At 70.9% G+C, this 17,952-nt stretch carries 7 protein-coding genes and 1 pseudogene; 4 read left to right on the forward strand and 4 right to left on the reverse strand.

Translation table 11 applies throughout. The features are described 5' to 3' along the window. Positions 1 to 180 precede the first annotated feature (180 nt). The 3 genes from M6G65_RS08085 (at position 181) to glgB (ending at position 9,268) form a co-directional block, all read left to right on the forward strand. Entirely contained in the window at positions 181 to 3,561 is a 3,381-nt protein-coding gene (locus M6G65_RS08085) for a maltotransferase domain-containing protein (protein ID WP_250103806.1), read from the forward strand. Between the two features lie 146 nt (positions 3,562 to 3,707). Beyond that, positions 3,708 to 6,986 carry a maltose alpha-D-glucosyltransferase gene (treS, locus tag M6G65_RS08090; protein ID WP_250103807.1) on the forward strand — a complete coding sequence of 1,093 codons (3,279 nt, stop codon included), beginning with the start codon at positions 3,708 to 3,710 and terminating at the stop codon, positions 6,984 to 6,986. Next, positions 6,983 to 9,268: a 1,4-alpha-glucan branching protein GlgB gene (glgB, locus tag M6G65_RS08095; RefSeq protein ID WP_238196438.1), complete on the forward strand. Its 2,286-nt coding sequence runs from the start codon at positions 6,983 to 6,985 to the stop codon at positions 9,266 to 9,268. The genes treS and glgB overlap by 4 nt, the downstream gene beginning before the upstream one ends. 243 nt (positions 9,269 to 9,511) lie before the next feature. On the opposite strand, the gene glgA is transcribed toward glgB, so the two are convergent. Then, positions 9,512 to 11,050, reverse strand: a complete 1,539-nt coding sequence (glgA, locus tag M6G65_RS08100; protein ID WP_250103808.1) for a glycogen synthase GlgA — start codon at positions 11,048 to 11,050, stop codon at positions 9,512 to 9,514. 350 nt (positions 11,051 to 11,400) lie between these two features. Beyond that, complete coding sequence (locus M6G65_RS08105) at positions 11,401 to 12,987, reverse strand: alpha-amylase family glycosyl hydrolase (protein WP_238196440.1); 1,587 nt, start codon at positions 12,985 to 12,987, stop codon at positions 11,401 to 11,403. A gap of 313 nt (positions 12,988 to 13,300) precedes the next feature. On the opposite strand from M6G65_RS08105, the pseudogene M6G65_RS08110 reads away from it, so the two are divergent. Continuing rightward, a pseudogene (locus M6G65_RS08110) lies at positions 13,301 to 15,825 on the forward strand (glycogen/starch/alpha-glucan phosphorylase). A 31-nt stretch (positions 15,826 to 15,856) separates the two neighbouring features. Here M6G65_RS08110 and M6G65_RS08115 read toward each other — a convergent pair. Both M6G65_RS08115 and M6G65_RS08120 read right to left on the reverse strand, forming a co-directional pair. Further along, positions 15,857 to 16,912 (reverse strand): SGNH/GDSL hydrolase family protein, encoded by a 1,056-nt coding sequence (locus M6G65_RS08115; RefSeq protein ID WP_238196442.1) that lies wholly within the window; start codon positions 16,910 to 16,912, stop codon positions 15,857 to 15,859. Positions 16,913 to 17,026: 114 nt separating this feature from the next. Beyond that, on the reverse strand, positions 17,027 to 17,950 hold the full coding sequence (locus tag M6G65_RS08120; RefSeq protein ID WP_238196443.1) for a ferredoxin reductase domain-containing protein: 924 nt from the start codon (positions 17,948 to 17,950) through the stop codon (positions 17,027 to 17,029). Between the last annotated feature and the right edge of the window lie 2 nt (positions 17,951 to 17,952).

Raw genomic sequence — 17,952 nt, forward strand, 5'->3', positions numbered from 1 at the left:
AGCGTGGCGCTGCTGGATGGCTTCGCTCCGCTCGCAAGGACGACGGCAGTCCGAGCGCTTCTTCGCGTGCCGCCTCCGCAGCCCTGTCACGCAAGTCTGCTGAGACAAGACAGGCCGGATCACGCGGCACACCCGCGCGGTTCGGGCGTTACGACACAGGAACGGGAGCCAGAAGCCAGCATGAACGCACCGACCAAAGCCGCTGCGACGTCCGGGGCCGAGGCCGTCCTGCCGGCCACGCTGGCGCCCCGTGCCGCGGGGCCGCGGATCTACAACCTGTTCCCGCTCCTGGTCGGGCGCGTCGCGGACTGGACCGCCGAGCTGCCGCGGATCGCCGCGCTCGGCTTCGACTGGATCTACCTGAACCCGTTCCACCAGACCGGCGGCTCGCGGAGCCTCTACGCGGTCGCCGATCCCGAGCGCCTCGACGAGCGGTTCCGCGATCCTGACGGCACGCCCGACGACGAGCAGATCCGCCGCTTCTGCGCCGCCGCCGAGGCTTTGGGCCTGTCGGTGATGACCGACCTCGTGATCAACCACACCGCCGACAACGCGCGGCTCGCCACCGAGCGGCCCGACCTGTTCATGAAGGAGCCCGACGGCTCGATCATGCACCCGGCCGCCGTCGATCCGGACGACCCGTCGATCCGCACCGTCTGGGGCGATCTGGCCGAACTCGACTACCACACCCCCGCCGCCCGGGACGAGCTGACCCGGATCTGGGGCGCCTATGTGGCGCATCTGCAGGGGCTCGGCGTCGCGGGCTTCCGCTGTGACGCCGCCTACAAGGTGCCGCCGGAGACCTGGCGCGTCCTGATCGGGGAGGCCAAGGGGCGCGATCCCGCCTGCCTGTTCGCCGCCGAGACCCTCGGCTGCACCTTCGAGGAGGCCCGGGCCACGGCCGGCGCCGGCTTCGACTACCTGTTCAACTCCTTCGCGTGGTGGGACCTGAAGAAGCCCTGGGCACTCGAGCAGTACGAGCGCCTGCGGGTGCTGGCGCCGTCCATCGCCTTCCCGGAAAACCACGACATGAAGCGCCTCGCCGCGGAGATCGGCGGCGGCCCGGAGGCGGTGACGCAGCATCTGCGCACGCGCTACGCGCTCGCCGCATTCTTCTCGGCCGGCGTCCTGATGCCGATCGGCTACGAGTGGGGCTATCGCCGGGCGCTGCACGTGGTCGAGACCACGCCGTGCGACCGCGAGAACGAGACCGGCATCGACATCTCGGGCTTCGTGCGGGCGATCAACGCCCTGCGGGCGGAGCTGCCGGCCGCCAATGTCGAGGGTGCGCAGATCCGGATCTCGTCGCCCGACAGCGATCTGGTGGCGCTCGCCCGCTTCGACACCGGGCACCCGGCCTCGGCGCAGCACGGGCTGATCGTGCTCTACAACCCGACCGAAAGACCGGTGCCGGTGGAGGCCGGCGCGCTCATCACCCGCACCGGCGGGATGCTCGGCGCCTTCGTCGACCGGACCCCGGAGGCCGAGCCGATCGCGTTCCATCCCGGCAGCGCCATCGACCTGATGCCGGGCGAGCTCCGCATCCTCGCGGCCAGCGCCCAGCAGGTCGCCCGGCTTCCCGCGCGCGGCACCCCGGACGGGGAGGGGCGGGTGGTGATCGAGGCGGTCAGCCCTGAGATCGACGGCGGCCGCTCGCCGGTGAAGCGGATCGTCGGCGAGTCCCTGCGGGTCGAGGCCGACATCTTCTCCGACGGCCACGAGATCATCGACGCCGCGATCCTGTCGCGGGTCGCCGGCACCGAGGCGTGGCGCGAGGACCCGATGGTCTTCGCCGACAACGACCGCTGGGCCGGGCACTTCCCCCTGGAGCGGAACGCCCGCTACGAGTTCACCCTGATCGCGTGGCGCGACGCGTTCTCGTCCTGGGTGCGCGACACCCTGAAGAAGCGCGCCGCCGGCGTCGACGTCCGCCTGGAGACGATCGAGGGCGTGGCTCTGGTCGGGACCGCCGCCTCCCTCGCCCGGACCCGCGGCGGCCGCGACGCCGACCGGCTCGCCGCGCTGGTGGCGGCGCTCGCCGCCGAGGAGACCGGCTCGGCCGCCCAGCTCGACCGGATCCTCGCGCCCGACGCGGCGAGCCTCGTGCGCCGGAACGCCGAGCGGGTGAACCTGACCCGCTATCCGGTGACCCTGCCGGTGATCGCCGACCGCCTCGCGGCCCGGTTCTCCGCCTGGTACGAGATCTTCCCGCGCTCCCAGTCGATGGATGTCAACCGCCACGGCACCTTCGGCGACGTGATCCGGCGCCTGCCCGAGATCCGCGAGCTCGGCTTCGACGTCCTCTACTTCACGCCGATCCACCCCGTGGGCCGCACCAACCGCAAGGGGAAGAACAACACCCTCAAGGCGGAGCCCGGCGACGTCGGCTCGGTCTACGCGGTCGGCGCGGAGGAGGGCGGCCACGAGGCCGTGCATCCCGACCTCGGCACGCTCGCGGATTTCGAGCGGCTGGTCGCGGCGAGCCACGCCTACGGGATGGAGATCGCCCTCGACTTCGCGATCCAGTGCTCGCCGGACCATCCCTGGATCAAGAACCACCCGGAATGGTTCGAGTGGCGCCCCGACGGCACGCTGAAATTCGCCGAGAACCCGCCGAAGAAGTACGAGGACATCTCGAACGTCCACTTCTACGGCGGCGCCCTGCCCTCGCTCTGGATCGAGCTGCGCGACATCCTGCTCGGCTGGTGCGCGCGGGGCGTGCGCATCTTCCGGGTCGACAACCCGCACACCAAGCCGATCCCGTTCTGGGAATGGGTGATCGGCGAGGTCAACGGCCGCTACCCGGACGCGATCTTCCTCGCCGAGGCCTTCACCCGGCCGAAGATGATGAAGAAGCTCGCCAAGGCCGGCTACCAGCAGAGCTACACCTACTTCACGTGGCGCAACACCAAGCAGGAACTCACCGACTACGCCCTCGAGCTGGCCGGCGAGATGGGCGAGTACTACCGCCCGAACTTCTTCGCCAATACGCCCGACATCAACCCGTACTTCCTCCAGACCAGCGGCCGCGCGGGCTTCGTCATCCGCGGCACGCTCGCCGCGACGCTGTCGTCGGTCTACGGCATCTACAATGGCTTCGAGCTGTGCGAGGCCGCGCCGTATCCCGGCAAGGAGGAGTACCTGAACTCCGAGAAATACGAGCTGAAGGCCTGGGACTACGACCGGCCCGGCAACATCCGCGAGCACATCGTCAAGCTCAACGCGATCCGGCGCGAGAATCCCGCCCTCTGGGATTTCCGCAACGTCACCTTCACGGGCGCCTGGAACGACAACATCATCGCCTACGCGAAGACGACGCCGGAGCTGGACAACTGCGTCTTCATCATGGTCAACCTCGACCCGAAGAACCGCCAGGAATGCACCTACGAGGTGCCGCTCTGGCTGCTGGGCCTGCCCGACGACGGCGCCGTGGAGGTCGAGGATCTGCTCCAGGGCTACCGGTTCGAGCTGCGGGGCAAGTCCCACCGCATCGCCCTCGATCCGGCCGAGCGATCCTGCGTCATCTGGCGCCTGCGGGCGCCGCGGCGGGTTGCGGGCTGAGGCCGCCCGTGGCACTCGACCATGACTCCTGACCCCGGCGACGGGCCCGCCCGTCGCCGACCATTGCCCCGCGCGGCCGACCGCCCGCGCCCCGGCCGGTCCCGACCGCCGGTCCCAGTCCCTTCGACCGATGAGGCAGCGACGCGATGATCGATCGCAGCGACCCGCAATGGTACCGTGACGCCATCATCTACCAGATCCACGTCAAGTCGTTCTTCGATTCGAACAACGACGGGATCGGCGATTTCGAGGGCCTGACCCAGCGCCTCGACTACGTGCGCGACCTCGGCGTCACGGCGATCTGGCTGATGCCGTTCTACCCCTCGCCGCTCCGCGACGACGGCTACGACATCGCCGATTACGAGGGCATCAACCCGTCCTACGGGACCATGGAGGATTTCAAGGCCTTCGTGGCGGCGGCGCACGAGCGCGGCCTGCGGGTGATCACCGAACTCGTGATCAACCACACCTCGGACCAGCACCCCTGGTTCCAGGCCGCCCGGGAGGCACCCCCCGGCTCGCCCGAGCGCGACTTCTACGTCTGGTCGGATACCGACGAGCCGTACCGGGACACGCGGATCATCTTCCTCGACACCGAGGCCTCGAACTGGACCTGGGACCCGGTCGCCAAGCAGTATTTCTGGCACCGGTTCTACAGCCACCAGCCGGACCTGAACTTCGACAACCCGAAGGTGCTGGAAGCGGTCATCGCGACCATGCGCTACTGGCTCGACATGGGCGTCGACGGGCTGCGGCTCGACGCGATCCCCTACCTGATCGAGCGCGACGGCACGAATTGCGAGAACCTTCAGGAGACGCACGACGTCATCAAGAAGATCCGCGCCGCGCTGGATGCCAGCTACCCCGACCGGATGCTGCTGGCCGAGGCCAACCAGTGGCCGGAGGAGACCGCGCAGTATTTCGGCGACGGCGACGAATGCCACATGGCGTTCCACTTCCCGCTGATGCCGCGGATGTACATGGCGATCGCCCGGGAGGACCGGCACCCGATCACCGACATCATGCGCCAGACCCCGGAGATCCCGGAAGGCTGCCAGTGGGCGATCTTCCTGCGCAACCACGACGAGCTGACGCTCGAGATGGTCACGGCCGAGGAGCGTGACTACCTCTGGTCGTTCTACGCCGCTGAGCGGCGGGCCCGGATCAATCTCGGCATCCGCCGCCGCCTCGCGCCGCTGCTCGAGAACGACCGGCGCAAGATCGAGCTGATGAAGTCCCTCGTCCTGTCGATGCCCGGCACGCCGGTGCTCTATTACGGCGACGAGATCGGGATGGGCGACAACATCTATCTCGGCGACCGCGACGGCGTGCGCACGCCGATGCAATGGACGCCCGACCGCAACGGCGGCTTCTCCCGGGCCAATCCCCAGAAGCTGTTCCTGCCGGCGATCCAGGACCCGATCTATGGCTTCGACGCGATCAACGTCGAGGCGCAGACCCAGGCGCAGACCAGCCTGCTCAACTGGACGCGGCGCATGATCGCGATCCGCAACAACAGCGTCGCCCTCGGCCGCGGCACGATCCAGTTCCTGTATCCCTCGAACCGCAAGGTCCTGGCCTGGATCCGCGAGCACGAGGACGAGCGGATCCTGTGCGTCGCGAACCTGTCGCGCGCGCCCCAGGCGGTGCAGCTCGACCTGTCGGAATTGCGCACCGCGGTGCCGATCGAATTGACCGGCGGCACCGAATTCCCGCCGATCGGCGACCTGCCCTACCTGCTGACCCTGCCGTCCTACGGCTTCTACTGGTTCAGCTTGAGCGCCGCGCGCTCCGGCGTGGTCGGCCCGCAACAGGAGCCGCCGGAGCTGTTCACCCTGGTGCTCACCGGCGGCATCGAGAGCCTGATGTCGGGCCGCGAGCGCGTCGCCTTCGAGCGCACCGTGGTGCCGTCGTTCCTGATGAGCCGGCGCTGGTTCGGCGCCAAGGGCTCGCGGATCCGGGCCGTGAAGGTCATCGACTGCGCCGCCCTGAAGGACGGGGACGGGAGCGCGCGCTTCCTGCTGCCGAGGCTGCAGGTTCAGCTCGCCAACGGCGAGACCCAGGACTACTTCGTGCCGGTCGGCGTCGAGGAGGGCCGCGAGGACGAGGCGCTCCTGCCCTTCGCGGTCGCCCGGGTCCGGCGCGGCCCGCGCACCGGCCTGCTCTACGGCGCGGCCGGTTCCAACAGCTTCGCGGCCAGCCTGATCGAGGACATGCGGCGGGGCACCGAGCTGCCCACGGAGAGCGGGCGGCTAGTCTTTGCCACCACCTCGGCCTTCGACCCGGAGGTCACGGTCGACGTGGCCGATATCCGCCGGCTCTCGGCCGAGCAGAGCAACACCTCGATCGCTGTCGGCTCGAAGATGATGCTCAAGCTGCTGCGCCGCCTGCAGCCGGGCATCCATCCCGAGATCGAGGTCGGGCGCTTCCTCACCGAGCAGGCGGGCTTCGCCAACACCCCGGCCCTGCTCGGCACGCTGGAGCACGTGGCCGAGGACGGCACCCGCACGGCGCTGGCGGTGCTGCAGAAGTTCGTCATGAACCAGGGCGACGCCTGGACGCTGATGCTGGAGGGCCTGCGCCGGGACTTCGAGACCGTGGTGCTCACCCCCGAGAGCGAGGCCGCGACCCCCGCGGAGGCGTTCCAGGCCCACGGGCCCTGGGCCGACCTGCTCGGGCGGCGCACCGCCGAGCTGCACGCGGCCCTCGCCATCGAGACCGACGATCCGGCCTTCGCGGCCGAGCCCTTCACCGCGGACGATCTCGCGGTGCTGGCGCGCGACGCCCGCTACCAGGCCGAGCGCGCCTTCCGGGCGTTGAAGGGCCTGGCCGAGCGCGGCCTCGATGCCGGCAAGCCGGCCTGCGCGGCGCTGGCGGGGCGCGCGAGCGAGGTCGAGGCCTTGATCGCGGCGCTGACCGCCGAGCCGCCGGTCGGCGCCCACAAGACCCGCATCCACGGCGACTACCACCTCGGACAGGTGCTGGTCGCCGAGAGCGACCTGATCATCGCCGACTTCGAGGGCGAGCCCTCGCGTCCGGCCGACGAGCGCCGGGCCAAGTCGATGCCGCTGCGCGACGTGGCCGGGCTGATGCGCTCCTTCGCGTACGGGGCCGAGACGGTGACCCGCGAGATCGCCGCCCGGTTCGGCGACAGCGAGGAGCGGGCGCGGGGCGCCGCCGCCGCGTGGCGGCGCATGATCGAGGCGGCGTTCCTGACCGGCTACCAGTCGGCCGTGGACGGGTCCCGGGCGGCCGTGACCGACCCGGACACGCGGGCACGGCTGCTGCGCCTCTGCCTGCTGACCAAGGCCCTCTACGAAGTCGATTACGAGGCCAATAACCGACCGGACTGGATCGAAATCCCTGCCCATGGGGTTCTCACCATTCTGGACACGGACGGACACGAGCCCGGAGCAACTGCATGACGGCGATCGACGAGACCTTCGCAACGCGGGCCGAACCGGAAGCGGGGACGGCGCGGCATGCGGATGTCCCGGGCTCCGGCACCGCCGGGCAGCCGCCGAGCGTCCACCCGGACGCGATCGCCGCGCTGATGGCCGCCAACCACGGCGATCCGTTCGCGGTGCTCGGGCCCCATCGGGTCGGGCCGAATGCCTGGGAGGTGCGCGCCGTGCTGCCCGAGGCCCGGGCCGCCGCCCTGGTGATGGACGGGCGCACCGTGCCGTTCGAGAAGCGTCACCCGGACGGCTTCTACGTCGCCCGGATCGCGGGCGAGCACCGGCCGCTCTACGAGATCGAGGTCGAGTCCTGGGACGGCACCAAGCGCCGCCGCTACGACCCCTACGGCTTCGGCTCGTCGATCGAGCAGTACGACGTCGCCTCCCTGCGCGAGGTCGGCACCAACCTGGTCTACCGGATGCTCGGCGCCCAGTCGGGGCAGCTCGACGGCATCGACGGCTTCCGCTTCGCGGTCTGGGCCCCGAACGCCCGCAAGGTCAGCGTGGTCGGCGACTTCAACGACTGGGACGGGCGCCGCCACCCGATGCGCCTCTGGCAGGACGGCGGCATCTGGGAATTGTTCGTGCCGGGCCTCAAGGCCGGCGTGCGCTACAAGTTCGAGATCCGCGGCCCCGACGGGTCCCTGGTCCCGCTCAAGGCCGACCCGGTCGCCTTCGCGGCCCAGCACCCGCCGGAGACCGCCTCGGTCACCCACGGGTCGGGCGAGTTCGACTGGCGCGATTCCGGCTGGATGAGCACCCGCGGCGCCAAGGATCCGCGCCACGCGGCGATCTCGGTCTACGAGGTTCATCTCGGCTCCTGGGCGCGGGTGCCCGAGGAGGGCAACCGCTATCTCACCTACCGGGAGCTCGCCGAGCGGCTGATCCCCTACGTCAAGGATATGGGCTTCACCCATATCGAGATGCTGCCGATCACCGAGTTCCCGTTCGACGGGTCCTGGGGCTACCAGCCGGTCTCGCTGTTCGCGCCGACCAGCCGCTTCGGCACGCCGGAGGACTTCGCCGCCTTCGTGGACGCCGCCCACGAGGCCGGCATCGGCGTGCTGCTCGACTGGGTGCCGGGCCACTTCCCGCTCGACGCCCACGGGCTCGGCCTGTTCGACGGCACGCACCTCTACGAGCACGCCGACCCGCGCCAGGGCTTCCACCAGGACTGGGGCACCTACATCTACAATTTCGGGCGGACCGAGGTCGCGACCTTCCTGGCCGCCAACGCCCGGTTCTGGCTGGAGCACTACCACCTCGACGGCCTGCGGGTGGATGCCGTGGCGTCGATGCTCTACCTCGACTATTCCCGCCGCCAGGGCGAGTGGATCCCGAACCGCTACGGCGGCAACGAGAACCTCGACGCCATCGACTTCCTGCGCAAGACCAACGAGGCGACCTACAGCCACGCCCCGGGGACGATCACGGTGGCGGAGGAATCGACCTCCTGGCCGGGCGTCTCGCACCCGACCTACACGGGCGGCCTGGGCTTCGGCTTCAAGTGGAACATGGGCTGGATGCACGACACCCTGCATTTCATGCAGGAGGATCCGATCCACCGCCGCTACCACCACCACAACCTGACCTTCGGGCTGCTCTACGCCTTCTCGGAGAATTTCATCCTGCCGCTCTCCCACGACGAGGTCGTGCACGGGAAGGGCTCGCTGCTCGGCAAGATGCCGGGCGACCGCTGGCAGAAATTCGCGAATCTCCGGGCCTATTACGGCTTCATGTGGGGGCATCCCGGCAAGAAGCTGCTGTTCATGGGCGGCGAGTTCGGTCAGGAGCGGGAGTGGAACCACGACCACAGCCTGGATTGGCACCACCTCGACGACCCGCTGCACAAGGGCGTGCAGAGCGTGGTGCGCGACCTGAACCGGCTCTACGTCTCGACGCCGGCCCTCTACAGCCGCGACGTCGAGCATACCGGCTTCCAGTGGCTGGTGGCGGACGACCAGGACAACAGCGTGATCGCCTGGGCCCGCAAGGGCGCGAAGCCCGGCGAGGTCGCCATCGTGGTGTCGAACTTCACGCCGGTGCCGCGCGAGGGCTACCGGATCGGCGTGCCGCAGGCGGGTTTTTATCGCGAGGCGTTCAACTCGGATGCCGGGGTGTATGGTGGGTCCAACCTGGGCAACCAGGGGGGCCGCCATACCGACGATCAGGCGAGCCACGGCCAGAAGCAGAGCCTGTCGCTGACCCTGCCGCCGCTCGCCACGATGATCTTCCTGCTGGAGGGGTGAGGAGACTTTCGCCTCCGCCCAGGCGTCACCGCGTCATCCCGGGGCCGCGCAGCGGAGCCCGGGATCCAGACCCGCCGACACGTCAAGGTCTGCACCGACGGCGGGTCCGGGCTCGCCTGCGGCGCCCCGGAACGACGGCGCGCAGTGAAGCGGCGCGAGAGGAAGCTCCCGCGCCGTTGGCAGAGACGATCTGAACCCGAACGGGCTTACCCGCCCCGCAGAGGGGAAGGCCGCGAAAAATTCCTACGCGGCCCGCCAGCGCAGCGCGATGCTGTTGCCGATCGCCCGTCCGTAGAGGCCGGCATAATTGTCGGCGGCCTGGTCCCAGCCGAACCGGGCCGACATGGCGCGCCGCCGCATGGCGTTGAGGCGCTTCTTCTGGCCGAAGGCTTCCAGCGCCCGGCGGACCGCCCCGCCGAAGGACGCTGCCGAGGCCTCCCCGAAGGTGAAACCCGTCACCCCGTCCTCGACCGTGTCGGCCAGGCCCCCGGTCCGGCGCACGATCGGCAGGGAGCCGAAGCGCTGCGCGTACATCTGGGCCAGCCCGCAGGGCTCGAAGCGCGAGGGCATCAGCAGGAAGTCGCTGCCGGCGAACATCCGCCGGGCCTGCGCCTCCTCGAAGCCGACATGGACCCCGACCGCCTCCGGATGGCGCTTGGCGAGGCCGCGGAGCGCCTGCTCGAACCGGCCCTCGCCCTGGCCGATCACCACGAGCTGGCCGCCCTCGGCCACGATGGCCTCGGCCGCCTGCAGGCTCAGGTCGATGCCCTTCTGGTGGACGAGCCGCGACACGATGGCGAAGAGCGGCCCGCGGGAGACGGCCAGCCCGAATTGCTGGCGCACCGCCTCGGCATTGGCGCGCTTGCCCTTCCAGTCGCCGATCTCGAAGCGCGTGGCGAGGTGCGGGTCGGTGCTCGGGTCCCAGGTCTCGTCGATGCCGTTGAGGATGCCGGCGAGCCGGCCCTGGCCGGCGCGGGTCCGCAGCAGCCCGTCGAGGCCGCAGCCCATCTCGGCGGTCTGGATCTCCCGTGCGTAGGTCTCGCTCACCGTGGTGACCTGCGAGGCGTAGAAGATGCCGGCCTTCAGGAAGGAGAGCTGCCCGTAGAACTCGGCGCCGTCGACCTGGAAGGCCGATTCCGGCACGCCGAGGCGGGGCAGGGCATCTCGGGGAAACAGGCCCTGATAGGCGAGGTTGTGAATCGTCAGCACGCTCGGAACCCGCCGGCCGCGCCAGGCGAGGTAAGCCGGGGCCAGGGCCGCCTGCCAGTCGTTGAGGTGCAGGAGGTCGGCCGCCCAGTCGGGATCGATGCCGGCGGTGAGTTCGGCCGCCGCGAGGCTGAGGCGGGCGAAGCGCAGGTCGTTGTCGCCGAAATCACCCTGCTGGTCGCCGTAGGGCGTGCCGTCGCGCTCGTAGAGGTCGGGGCTGAGCAGGACATAGATCCGCAGGCCGTCAACCGTCTCGGCGAGGCCGAGGTCGCAGGCCGGGACGCCCGCGAAGCCCTCAAGGCGGGCGATGACCGGGATCTCGGGGAACGCCGCGCGGACCTGCCGGTAACCGGGGATCAGCACGCGGATGTCGTAATGCGGTACCAGGGCCCGGGGCAGGGCGGCCGAGACCTCGCCGAGACCGCCGGTCTTCACGAAATCCGCCATCTCGGGCGTTGCGTAGAGGATGCGGCGGCGCAGGGAGGCGGGACGGGCCGGAACCGATACGGGAACGCCGCCGTCCTCTTCGCCGGACGACCAATCGGCGAAGGAACCACCACGGCGCGCATCGAGCATCAGCATTGATCCTGGCCGGGCGGAATGCCCCGGTCTGGCAGACGATCGGCCAGGCACGGCTGTCGCGATCTCAACCACGGCTAATGCTCCTCTGCCGCGACGGTTCCGCTGCGACGCACAAAATACGCCACCGTGGGCATTAAGCGTCACTTACCTATGTCGCATCGCAGCAGAAAATCGCGACGGAGCGGCGGTATTCGGCTCTTGAAGGCGCCTCTTCAGCCGGGGAAGTCGCCCACCGGACACGCCGGACGGGGCCTGACCGCCGATTCCCGGCAGATGGGCGGCGCGCACCGGACACTGATTCGGTGTCCGGTCTGACGGGTGCTGAAGCCGGGAGCGGGCTCCGCTCACCCGTCGCGGCGCAGGATCACCCCCTCGGCGGCGCCCAGCGCCAGGGCCAGGCCGGCCGTCTCGCCCCCGCGCCCGGCACGGGTCGAGAGCAGCACGGTCCAGCCGCCCTCGGGAAGCGGCAGATCCTGCGACGCCGCGCCGAAATTCAGGAGCACGCGCAGGACGGCCCCGTCGGCGAAGCGCTCGTAGGCGAACACCTCGGCGATCCCCAGCGGCACCGCCCGATAGCCGCCCACGGCGAGCGCCGGGTGGCCGCGGCGCAGGCCGAGCAGCCGCCGGTGCAGGGTGAGCATCGAGCCCGGGTCCGAGCGCTGGCTCTCGACGTTGCGGGTCGCCCAGTCCTCCGCCAGCGGCAGCCAGGGCTCGGCCGTGGAGAAGCCCGCCTGCGGGCTGTCGTCCCACTGCATCGGCGTGCGCTCCGGATCGCGGCCGTGCCCGGGCTCGTTGTGCTCCCACGGGTCGCGGGCGCGCTCCGGCGGGATCGGCACGTGGCCGAGCCCGATCTCGTCGCCGTAATAGAGGGTTGGCGTGCCCCGCAGGGTCAGGAGCAGCATCGCGGCGATGCGGGCCTGATCGGCCCCGACGCGGGCGGCGATGCGCGGCTGGTCGTGGTTGCCGAGCACCCAGTTCGGCCAGCCGCCCTCGGGCAGGGCCGCCTCGTACTGCGCCACGAGGTCGGCCACGGTCTCGGCCCGCCACGGGGTCTGGATCAGCTGGAAATTGAACGGCAGGTCGGCACCCGTCAGGTCCGGACCGTAATAGGCGACCAGCCGCTCCACCGGCAGGTAGATCTCGCCGATCAGCACCCGCTCGCCGTAACCGCGCAGCACATCCCGCATCCCGGCGATCACGTCGAACACCTCCGGGCGGTCGGCGGAGTAGACCTGGGTGAAGCGGTTGATCTCGGGCGCGCCCGGCACGTAGTCGGGATTGGCCGGGTTGTCGCGGAAACCCGCATCCTTCATCAGGTGCCAGATCACGTCGACCCGGAACCCGTCGACCCCGCGCTCCAGCCAGAAGCGGAGCACGTCGTGCATGGCCGCCCGCACCGCAGGGTTGCGCCAGTTCAGGTCCGGCTGCTCGGCCAGGAAGGCGTGGTAGTAGTACTGGCCGGTGGTCGCGTCGAAGGTCCAGGCCGGGCCGCCGAAATTCGACAGCCAGTTGTTGGGCGGACCGCCATCGGGGCCGGGATCGCGCCAGATGTACCAGTCCCGCTTCGGGCTCGTGCGCGACGACCGGCTCTCCGCGAACCACGGATGCGCGATCGAGGAATGGTTCGGCACGAAGTCGAGGATCACCTTCAGCTTGCGCCGGTGAGCCTCGGCGATCAGCGCGTCGAAATCGGCCAGCGTGCCGAACAGCGGGTCGATCCCGCAGTAATCGGCCACGTCGTAGCCGAAATCCGCCATGGGCGAGGGGTAGACCGGCGAGATCCACACGGCGTCGACCCCGAGCCAGGCCAGGTAATCCAGGCGCGCCGTGATCCCCGGCAGATCGCCGACACCGTCGCCATTCGTGTCCTGAAAGGAACGGGGGTAGACTTGGTAGACGGTCCCGCGCTTCCACCAGACGGTGTCGGTCATGCTGCGCCTCTCGCGTTGTCGGCCCAGAGTTAACGGCAGAGCCGCGCGCCCGCGACCGGCGGCAGATGCGGCCCGGGCCTATCCGGCGCGTGTGACTGGAATGTCACGACGGCGCGCCATATGTGCGGCTGCGTGCCCGTGCGCTCCGCCGGGGCGGCGCTGCCACGACTTCGCCGGAAGCCGACCGCACAGTCGGACGCTTCGGGGCACGGATCGCCGGCCGTTCATGCGGCGGCAATCCATCAAGAGAGATAATCCGCCCACGATCCCCCCGGCGCCAGAATCCGGGGACTGACTTTTGGGGGACCCGCACGTGTTGAACGATGTTCTGATCCGACCCGCGCCACAGGACGCCTCGCGCGACGAGCGCGCTTCGGAGGCGCCGGCGCCTGCTCCTTGGACCGTCCCGGCGCTCTCCGCAAGCGGCGATGCCGTGGTCGATCTGCGCGAGGCGATCCGCGCCAAGCTCACCTTCGCGCTGGGCCGCACGCCCGAGACCGCCCGCCCGCGCGACTGGTTCGCCGCGACCGCGCTGGCCCTGCGCGAGCGTGTCGTGGCGGCGGCGCTGGCCTCGGAGCGCGGCGTGCCGAACAAGCGCGTCTACTACCTGTCGCTGGAATTCCTGATCGGCCGGCTGATGTCGGACGCGCTGAACAATCTCGGCCTCACCGAGACCACTCGGGCGGCGCTGCGGGAACTCGGCGTCGATCTCGACGCGGTGCAGGATGCCGAACCCGACGCGGCGCTCGGCAATGGCGGCCTCGGGCGGCTCGCCGCCTGCTTCATGGAGAGCATGGCCAGCATCGGCATCCCGGCCATGGGCTACGGCATCCGCTACGACCACGGCCTGTTCCGCCAGTCCTTCGAGGACGGCTGGCAGCGCGAGGCGCCGGAGACTTGGCTGGCCGAGGGCAACCCCTGGGAATTCGCCCGGCCCGAGGCGACCTATACGATCGGCTTCGGCGGCACCGTCACGCTGTCCTCGCCGGAGGAGGGGGTGATCCGGCGCCACTGGCAGCCGGCCGAGACCGTGCGGGCGGTGGCCCACGACGTGCCGGTGGTCGGCTGGCGCGGGCGCCACGTCAACGGCCTGCGCCTGTGGAAGGCCGAGGCCGGCGAGCCGATCGACCTCGCCCGCTTCAACGGCGGCGACCATGTCGGGGCGGTCGCGGCGCGGATGCGCGCCGAGGCGATCTCGCGGGTGCTCTATCCGAGCGATTCCTCGGCCGAGGGCCAGGAGCTACGCCTGCGCCAGGAATACTTCTTCACCGCGGCCTCCATCCAGGATCTGGTGGCCCGCCACGTGGCCGAGCGCGGCGACGTCCGGTCCCTGCCCGACCACGCGGCGATCCAGCTCAACGACACGCATCCGGCGATCGCGGTGCCGGAGTTGATGCGCGTCCTGCTGGACGTCTACGGCCTCTCCTGGGAGGATGCGTGGCACGTCGCCACCCACACCCTGCACTACACGAACCACACCCTCCTGCCCGAGGCGCTGGAGACCTGGCCGGTGGAGCTGATGGAGCGGCTGCTGCCGCGCCACATGCAGATCATCTACCTGATCAACTGGATGCACCTGGAGGAGCAGGCCAAGCACGGCCGTCAGGACGCCGCCTACCTGGCCTCGATCTCGCTGATCGACGAGTCACACGGACGGCGGGTGCGGATGGGGCATCTCGCCTTCCACGGCGCGCGCCGGGTCAACGGCGTCTCGGCCCTGCACACCGACCTGATGCGCTCCACGGTCTTCTCCGACCTGCACGCGCTGGATCCCGACAAGATCGTCAACAAGACCAACGGCATCACCTTCCGCCGCTGGTTCCACAACGCCAATCCCGGCCTCACCCGGCTCGCCGTGGAGACGGTGGGGGCGGGCGTGCTCGACGATCCCGAGCTGCTCCGGGGCCTCGAGGCCCACGCGCAGGATCCGGCCTTCGTAGCGTGCTACGCGGCGGTGCGCCGGGAGCGCAAGGAGGCGCTCGCCGCCCTCATCGCCGAGCGCACCGGCATCGATGTCGATCCGGACGCGCTGTTCGACGTCCAGGTCAAGCGCATCCACGAGTACAAGCGCCAGCTCCTCAACGTGATCGAGACCGTGGCGCTCTACCAGGCGATCAAGGCCGAGCCGCACCGGGACTGGACGCCCCGGGTGAAGATCTTCGCCGGCAAGGCGGCACCGAGCTACGTCCGGGCCAAGCTGATCATCAAGCTCGCCTGCGACGTCGCCAAGGCGGTCAACGACGATCCCGAGGTCGCGGGCCGGCTGAAGGTGGTGTTCCTGCCGAACTACTCGGTGAGCCTCGCCGAGGCGATCATCCCGGCCGCGGACCTGTCCGAGCAGATCTCCACCGCCGGCATGGAGGCCTCGGGCACCGGCAACATGAAGTTCGCCCTCAACGGCGCGCTCACGGTGGGCACCCTCGACGGCGCCAACATCGAGATCCGCGACCATGTCGGGGCGGACAACATCTTCATCTTCGGACTCGAGGCCGATGGGGTCCGCGCCCGCCGGCCGAGCCCGACTACGCGGCCAAGGCGATCCAGGCCTCCCCGCGTCTCGCCGCGGCCCTCGACATGATCGCCTCGGGGCGGTTCTCGCCGGAGGAGCCGGGCCGGTTCCGGCCGCTCACCGACGACCTGCGCCAGCACGACCAGTACCTGCTGACCGCCGATTTCGGCGATTACTGGCGGGTCCAGCGGTCGATCGACGCCGCGTGGCGCGATCCGCGCGGCTGGTGGGCGAAGGCGATCCGCAACACCGCCCGGATGGCGTGGTTCTCCTCCGACCGGGCGATGCGCGAATACGCCGAGGAGATCTGGCGGGTCCGGCTGGGCTGAGCGTCCCGGGGCGCGCGGGGGCCCGCCCCCGTCAGCGCCCCCTGAGCCGCAGCCCCGCGCGGCGCAGAGCGCGCCGGAGCCGGTGGCGCAGGAGCGCGGCGCGCGCGGCGAGCCCGAGCCTGCGCCGGCAGAACACGTGCGACACGCGCCCGAGCCGCGGCCCCCGGTCGGGCTCGCCCTTGCGCAGGGCGATGTCCGGCAGGTCCGCCGACTGCGCGACCCGGAGGGACCGGGCCGCCGGGAACCTGACGCTGCGGAAGACCGAGCGCGTGTAATAGGAGAACGCGTCGTAGGCGAGGATCGCGCGCGCCCGTCCGGTCGCCGGATCCTCGACCGTCAGCGTGCCCATCTGCGGCCCGTAGGTCACGAGCAGGCCGATCACGTCCCGGGGGCGCCCGAGCGGGATCTCCGCGCGGCCCTCCTCCGGAACCTCCAGGAAGTGCAGCGGGATGCCGTTGCGCCGCAATTCGAACCCGCAGGTCAGGCCGGGGAGGGTGCGCAGGGGCAGGGCTTCGAACCGGCCGGGCAGCCAGCGGAACCGGTCGATATAGGCGCGGCCCGGGGGCGGTGCGCGCAGGAAGCTGTAGACCAGGGTGCCGTAGAGCTCGGCCCCGGCCGGCGTGACGTGTGTGCCGTCCTTCAGGAGATAGGTGATGTCCCCCGCCCCCGCCGCCGCCACCGGGGCGGCGATGTCGAGGGACGGGATCCCGTAGAGGGCGCGGTACTCCGCGAGCAGGCCGGCGACGGGCTCGGCCCGGTAATCGACGCCGCCCTGGTGGAGATTGAGGAAGGCGACGGGCAGGCCGCGCCGGGCGGTCGCCGCGAGGATGTCGTCGAGATAGGCCCGCATCGTCGCGCCGTCGAAGTAGCGGACGTTGCCGGTGAACAGTTCGAGGAGGACGTGGTCGCAGGGCGTCGCGTCCAGGATCTCGTCGATCAGGCAGGCGAGGGTGGGCAGCGAGTGGCCGCCCCAGCCGCAGCGCAGGTACGTGACCGGCCGCCCCTCGGCTTCGGCCAGGGCATTGGCCCGCTCGACATAGCCCGGCAGTTCCGTGACGCTGTAGCCGAGACAGAGAACGCGGAACATCGGGACGCGGGATCCGCTCGGCTCACGGTCGGGGTGGATGTCCGGGCGCGGGTATCAGCCGATCCCGCCCGCGTCGAGGCGGAACTGCCGGCAGGCCGTGCGCCGTCGTGACCGTCAGTCGAGCACGATCGGGTAGCAGCGCGCCCCCACCGAGGCGGCGAGCACCTGCACGGCGCCCACTGTCGAGACGTCACCGGCCACGTGGACGACGTCGGTGGCGCGCAGGCTCGGCAGGTGGGCGGTGAGCGGGCCGGAGCGCACGTCCGGCGGCCGCTGGCGCCCGCGATCGGCGCAGAGCACGATCCGGGCGACGCCGGTGCGGCGCAGCCAGTCCAGGCTCTCGCGCATGTAGAGGTCGAGGGCGTCGCGGGCGCCGACCGCCAGCGCCACCTCGCGGGCGGGCTCGACGTAGCGGGCCGCCCGGGCGATCGCCCAGATCGGGCCGAAGCCGGCGCCGGCCGCCACCAGCACGAGGCGTCCGCCCCCGGGGCGGTACTGCCCCCGGCCCACGGGACCCTTCAGCCGTACGGGCTGGTCGAGCCGGATCGCGTCGACTGGGTCGCCCTCAGGGTCGCGGGGGATGTGGAACACCGCCTCGTTGATCTCGGCCGCACCGTCGACCCGCAGGGTCGGGGACAGGGTCATGGCGGGCATGCCCGCGAAGGTCACGAGGGCCTGGTGGCCGGGCTCGCCGGTCGGGCGCTTGGTCAGGGTCGCCACGACCTCGACGATGCCGGGGCTGAGCCGGCGGATCTCGGTGACCGTGCCCCTGCGGAGGGTGACGGGCGCCGCCGCAGCCTCCTCCTGGCCCGGGATCGGGGCGCCGGGCAGGGCGGGCCGCAGGGCTTCGGCACGGGCGCGGCGGGCGGGCGGCCGGCGGCCGGAGGGCGCCACGGCCCCCTGGCCGGCGAGCAGCGTGCCGTGCAGCGGCGGGAGCGGCGCGATCATGCCCTCGGCGAGCGCCGCCTCCAGCGGCGTATCGCCGGTCGAGACGCGCACCGACCGGCCGTTGACGACGAGCGAGCAGCGCGCCCCCATGG

This window comes from Methylobacterium tardum (assembly GCF_023546765.1).
Taxonomy (GTDB): Bacteria; Pseudomonadota; Alphaproteobacteria; order Rhizobiales; family Beijerinckiaceae; genus Methylobacterium; species Methylobacterium tardum.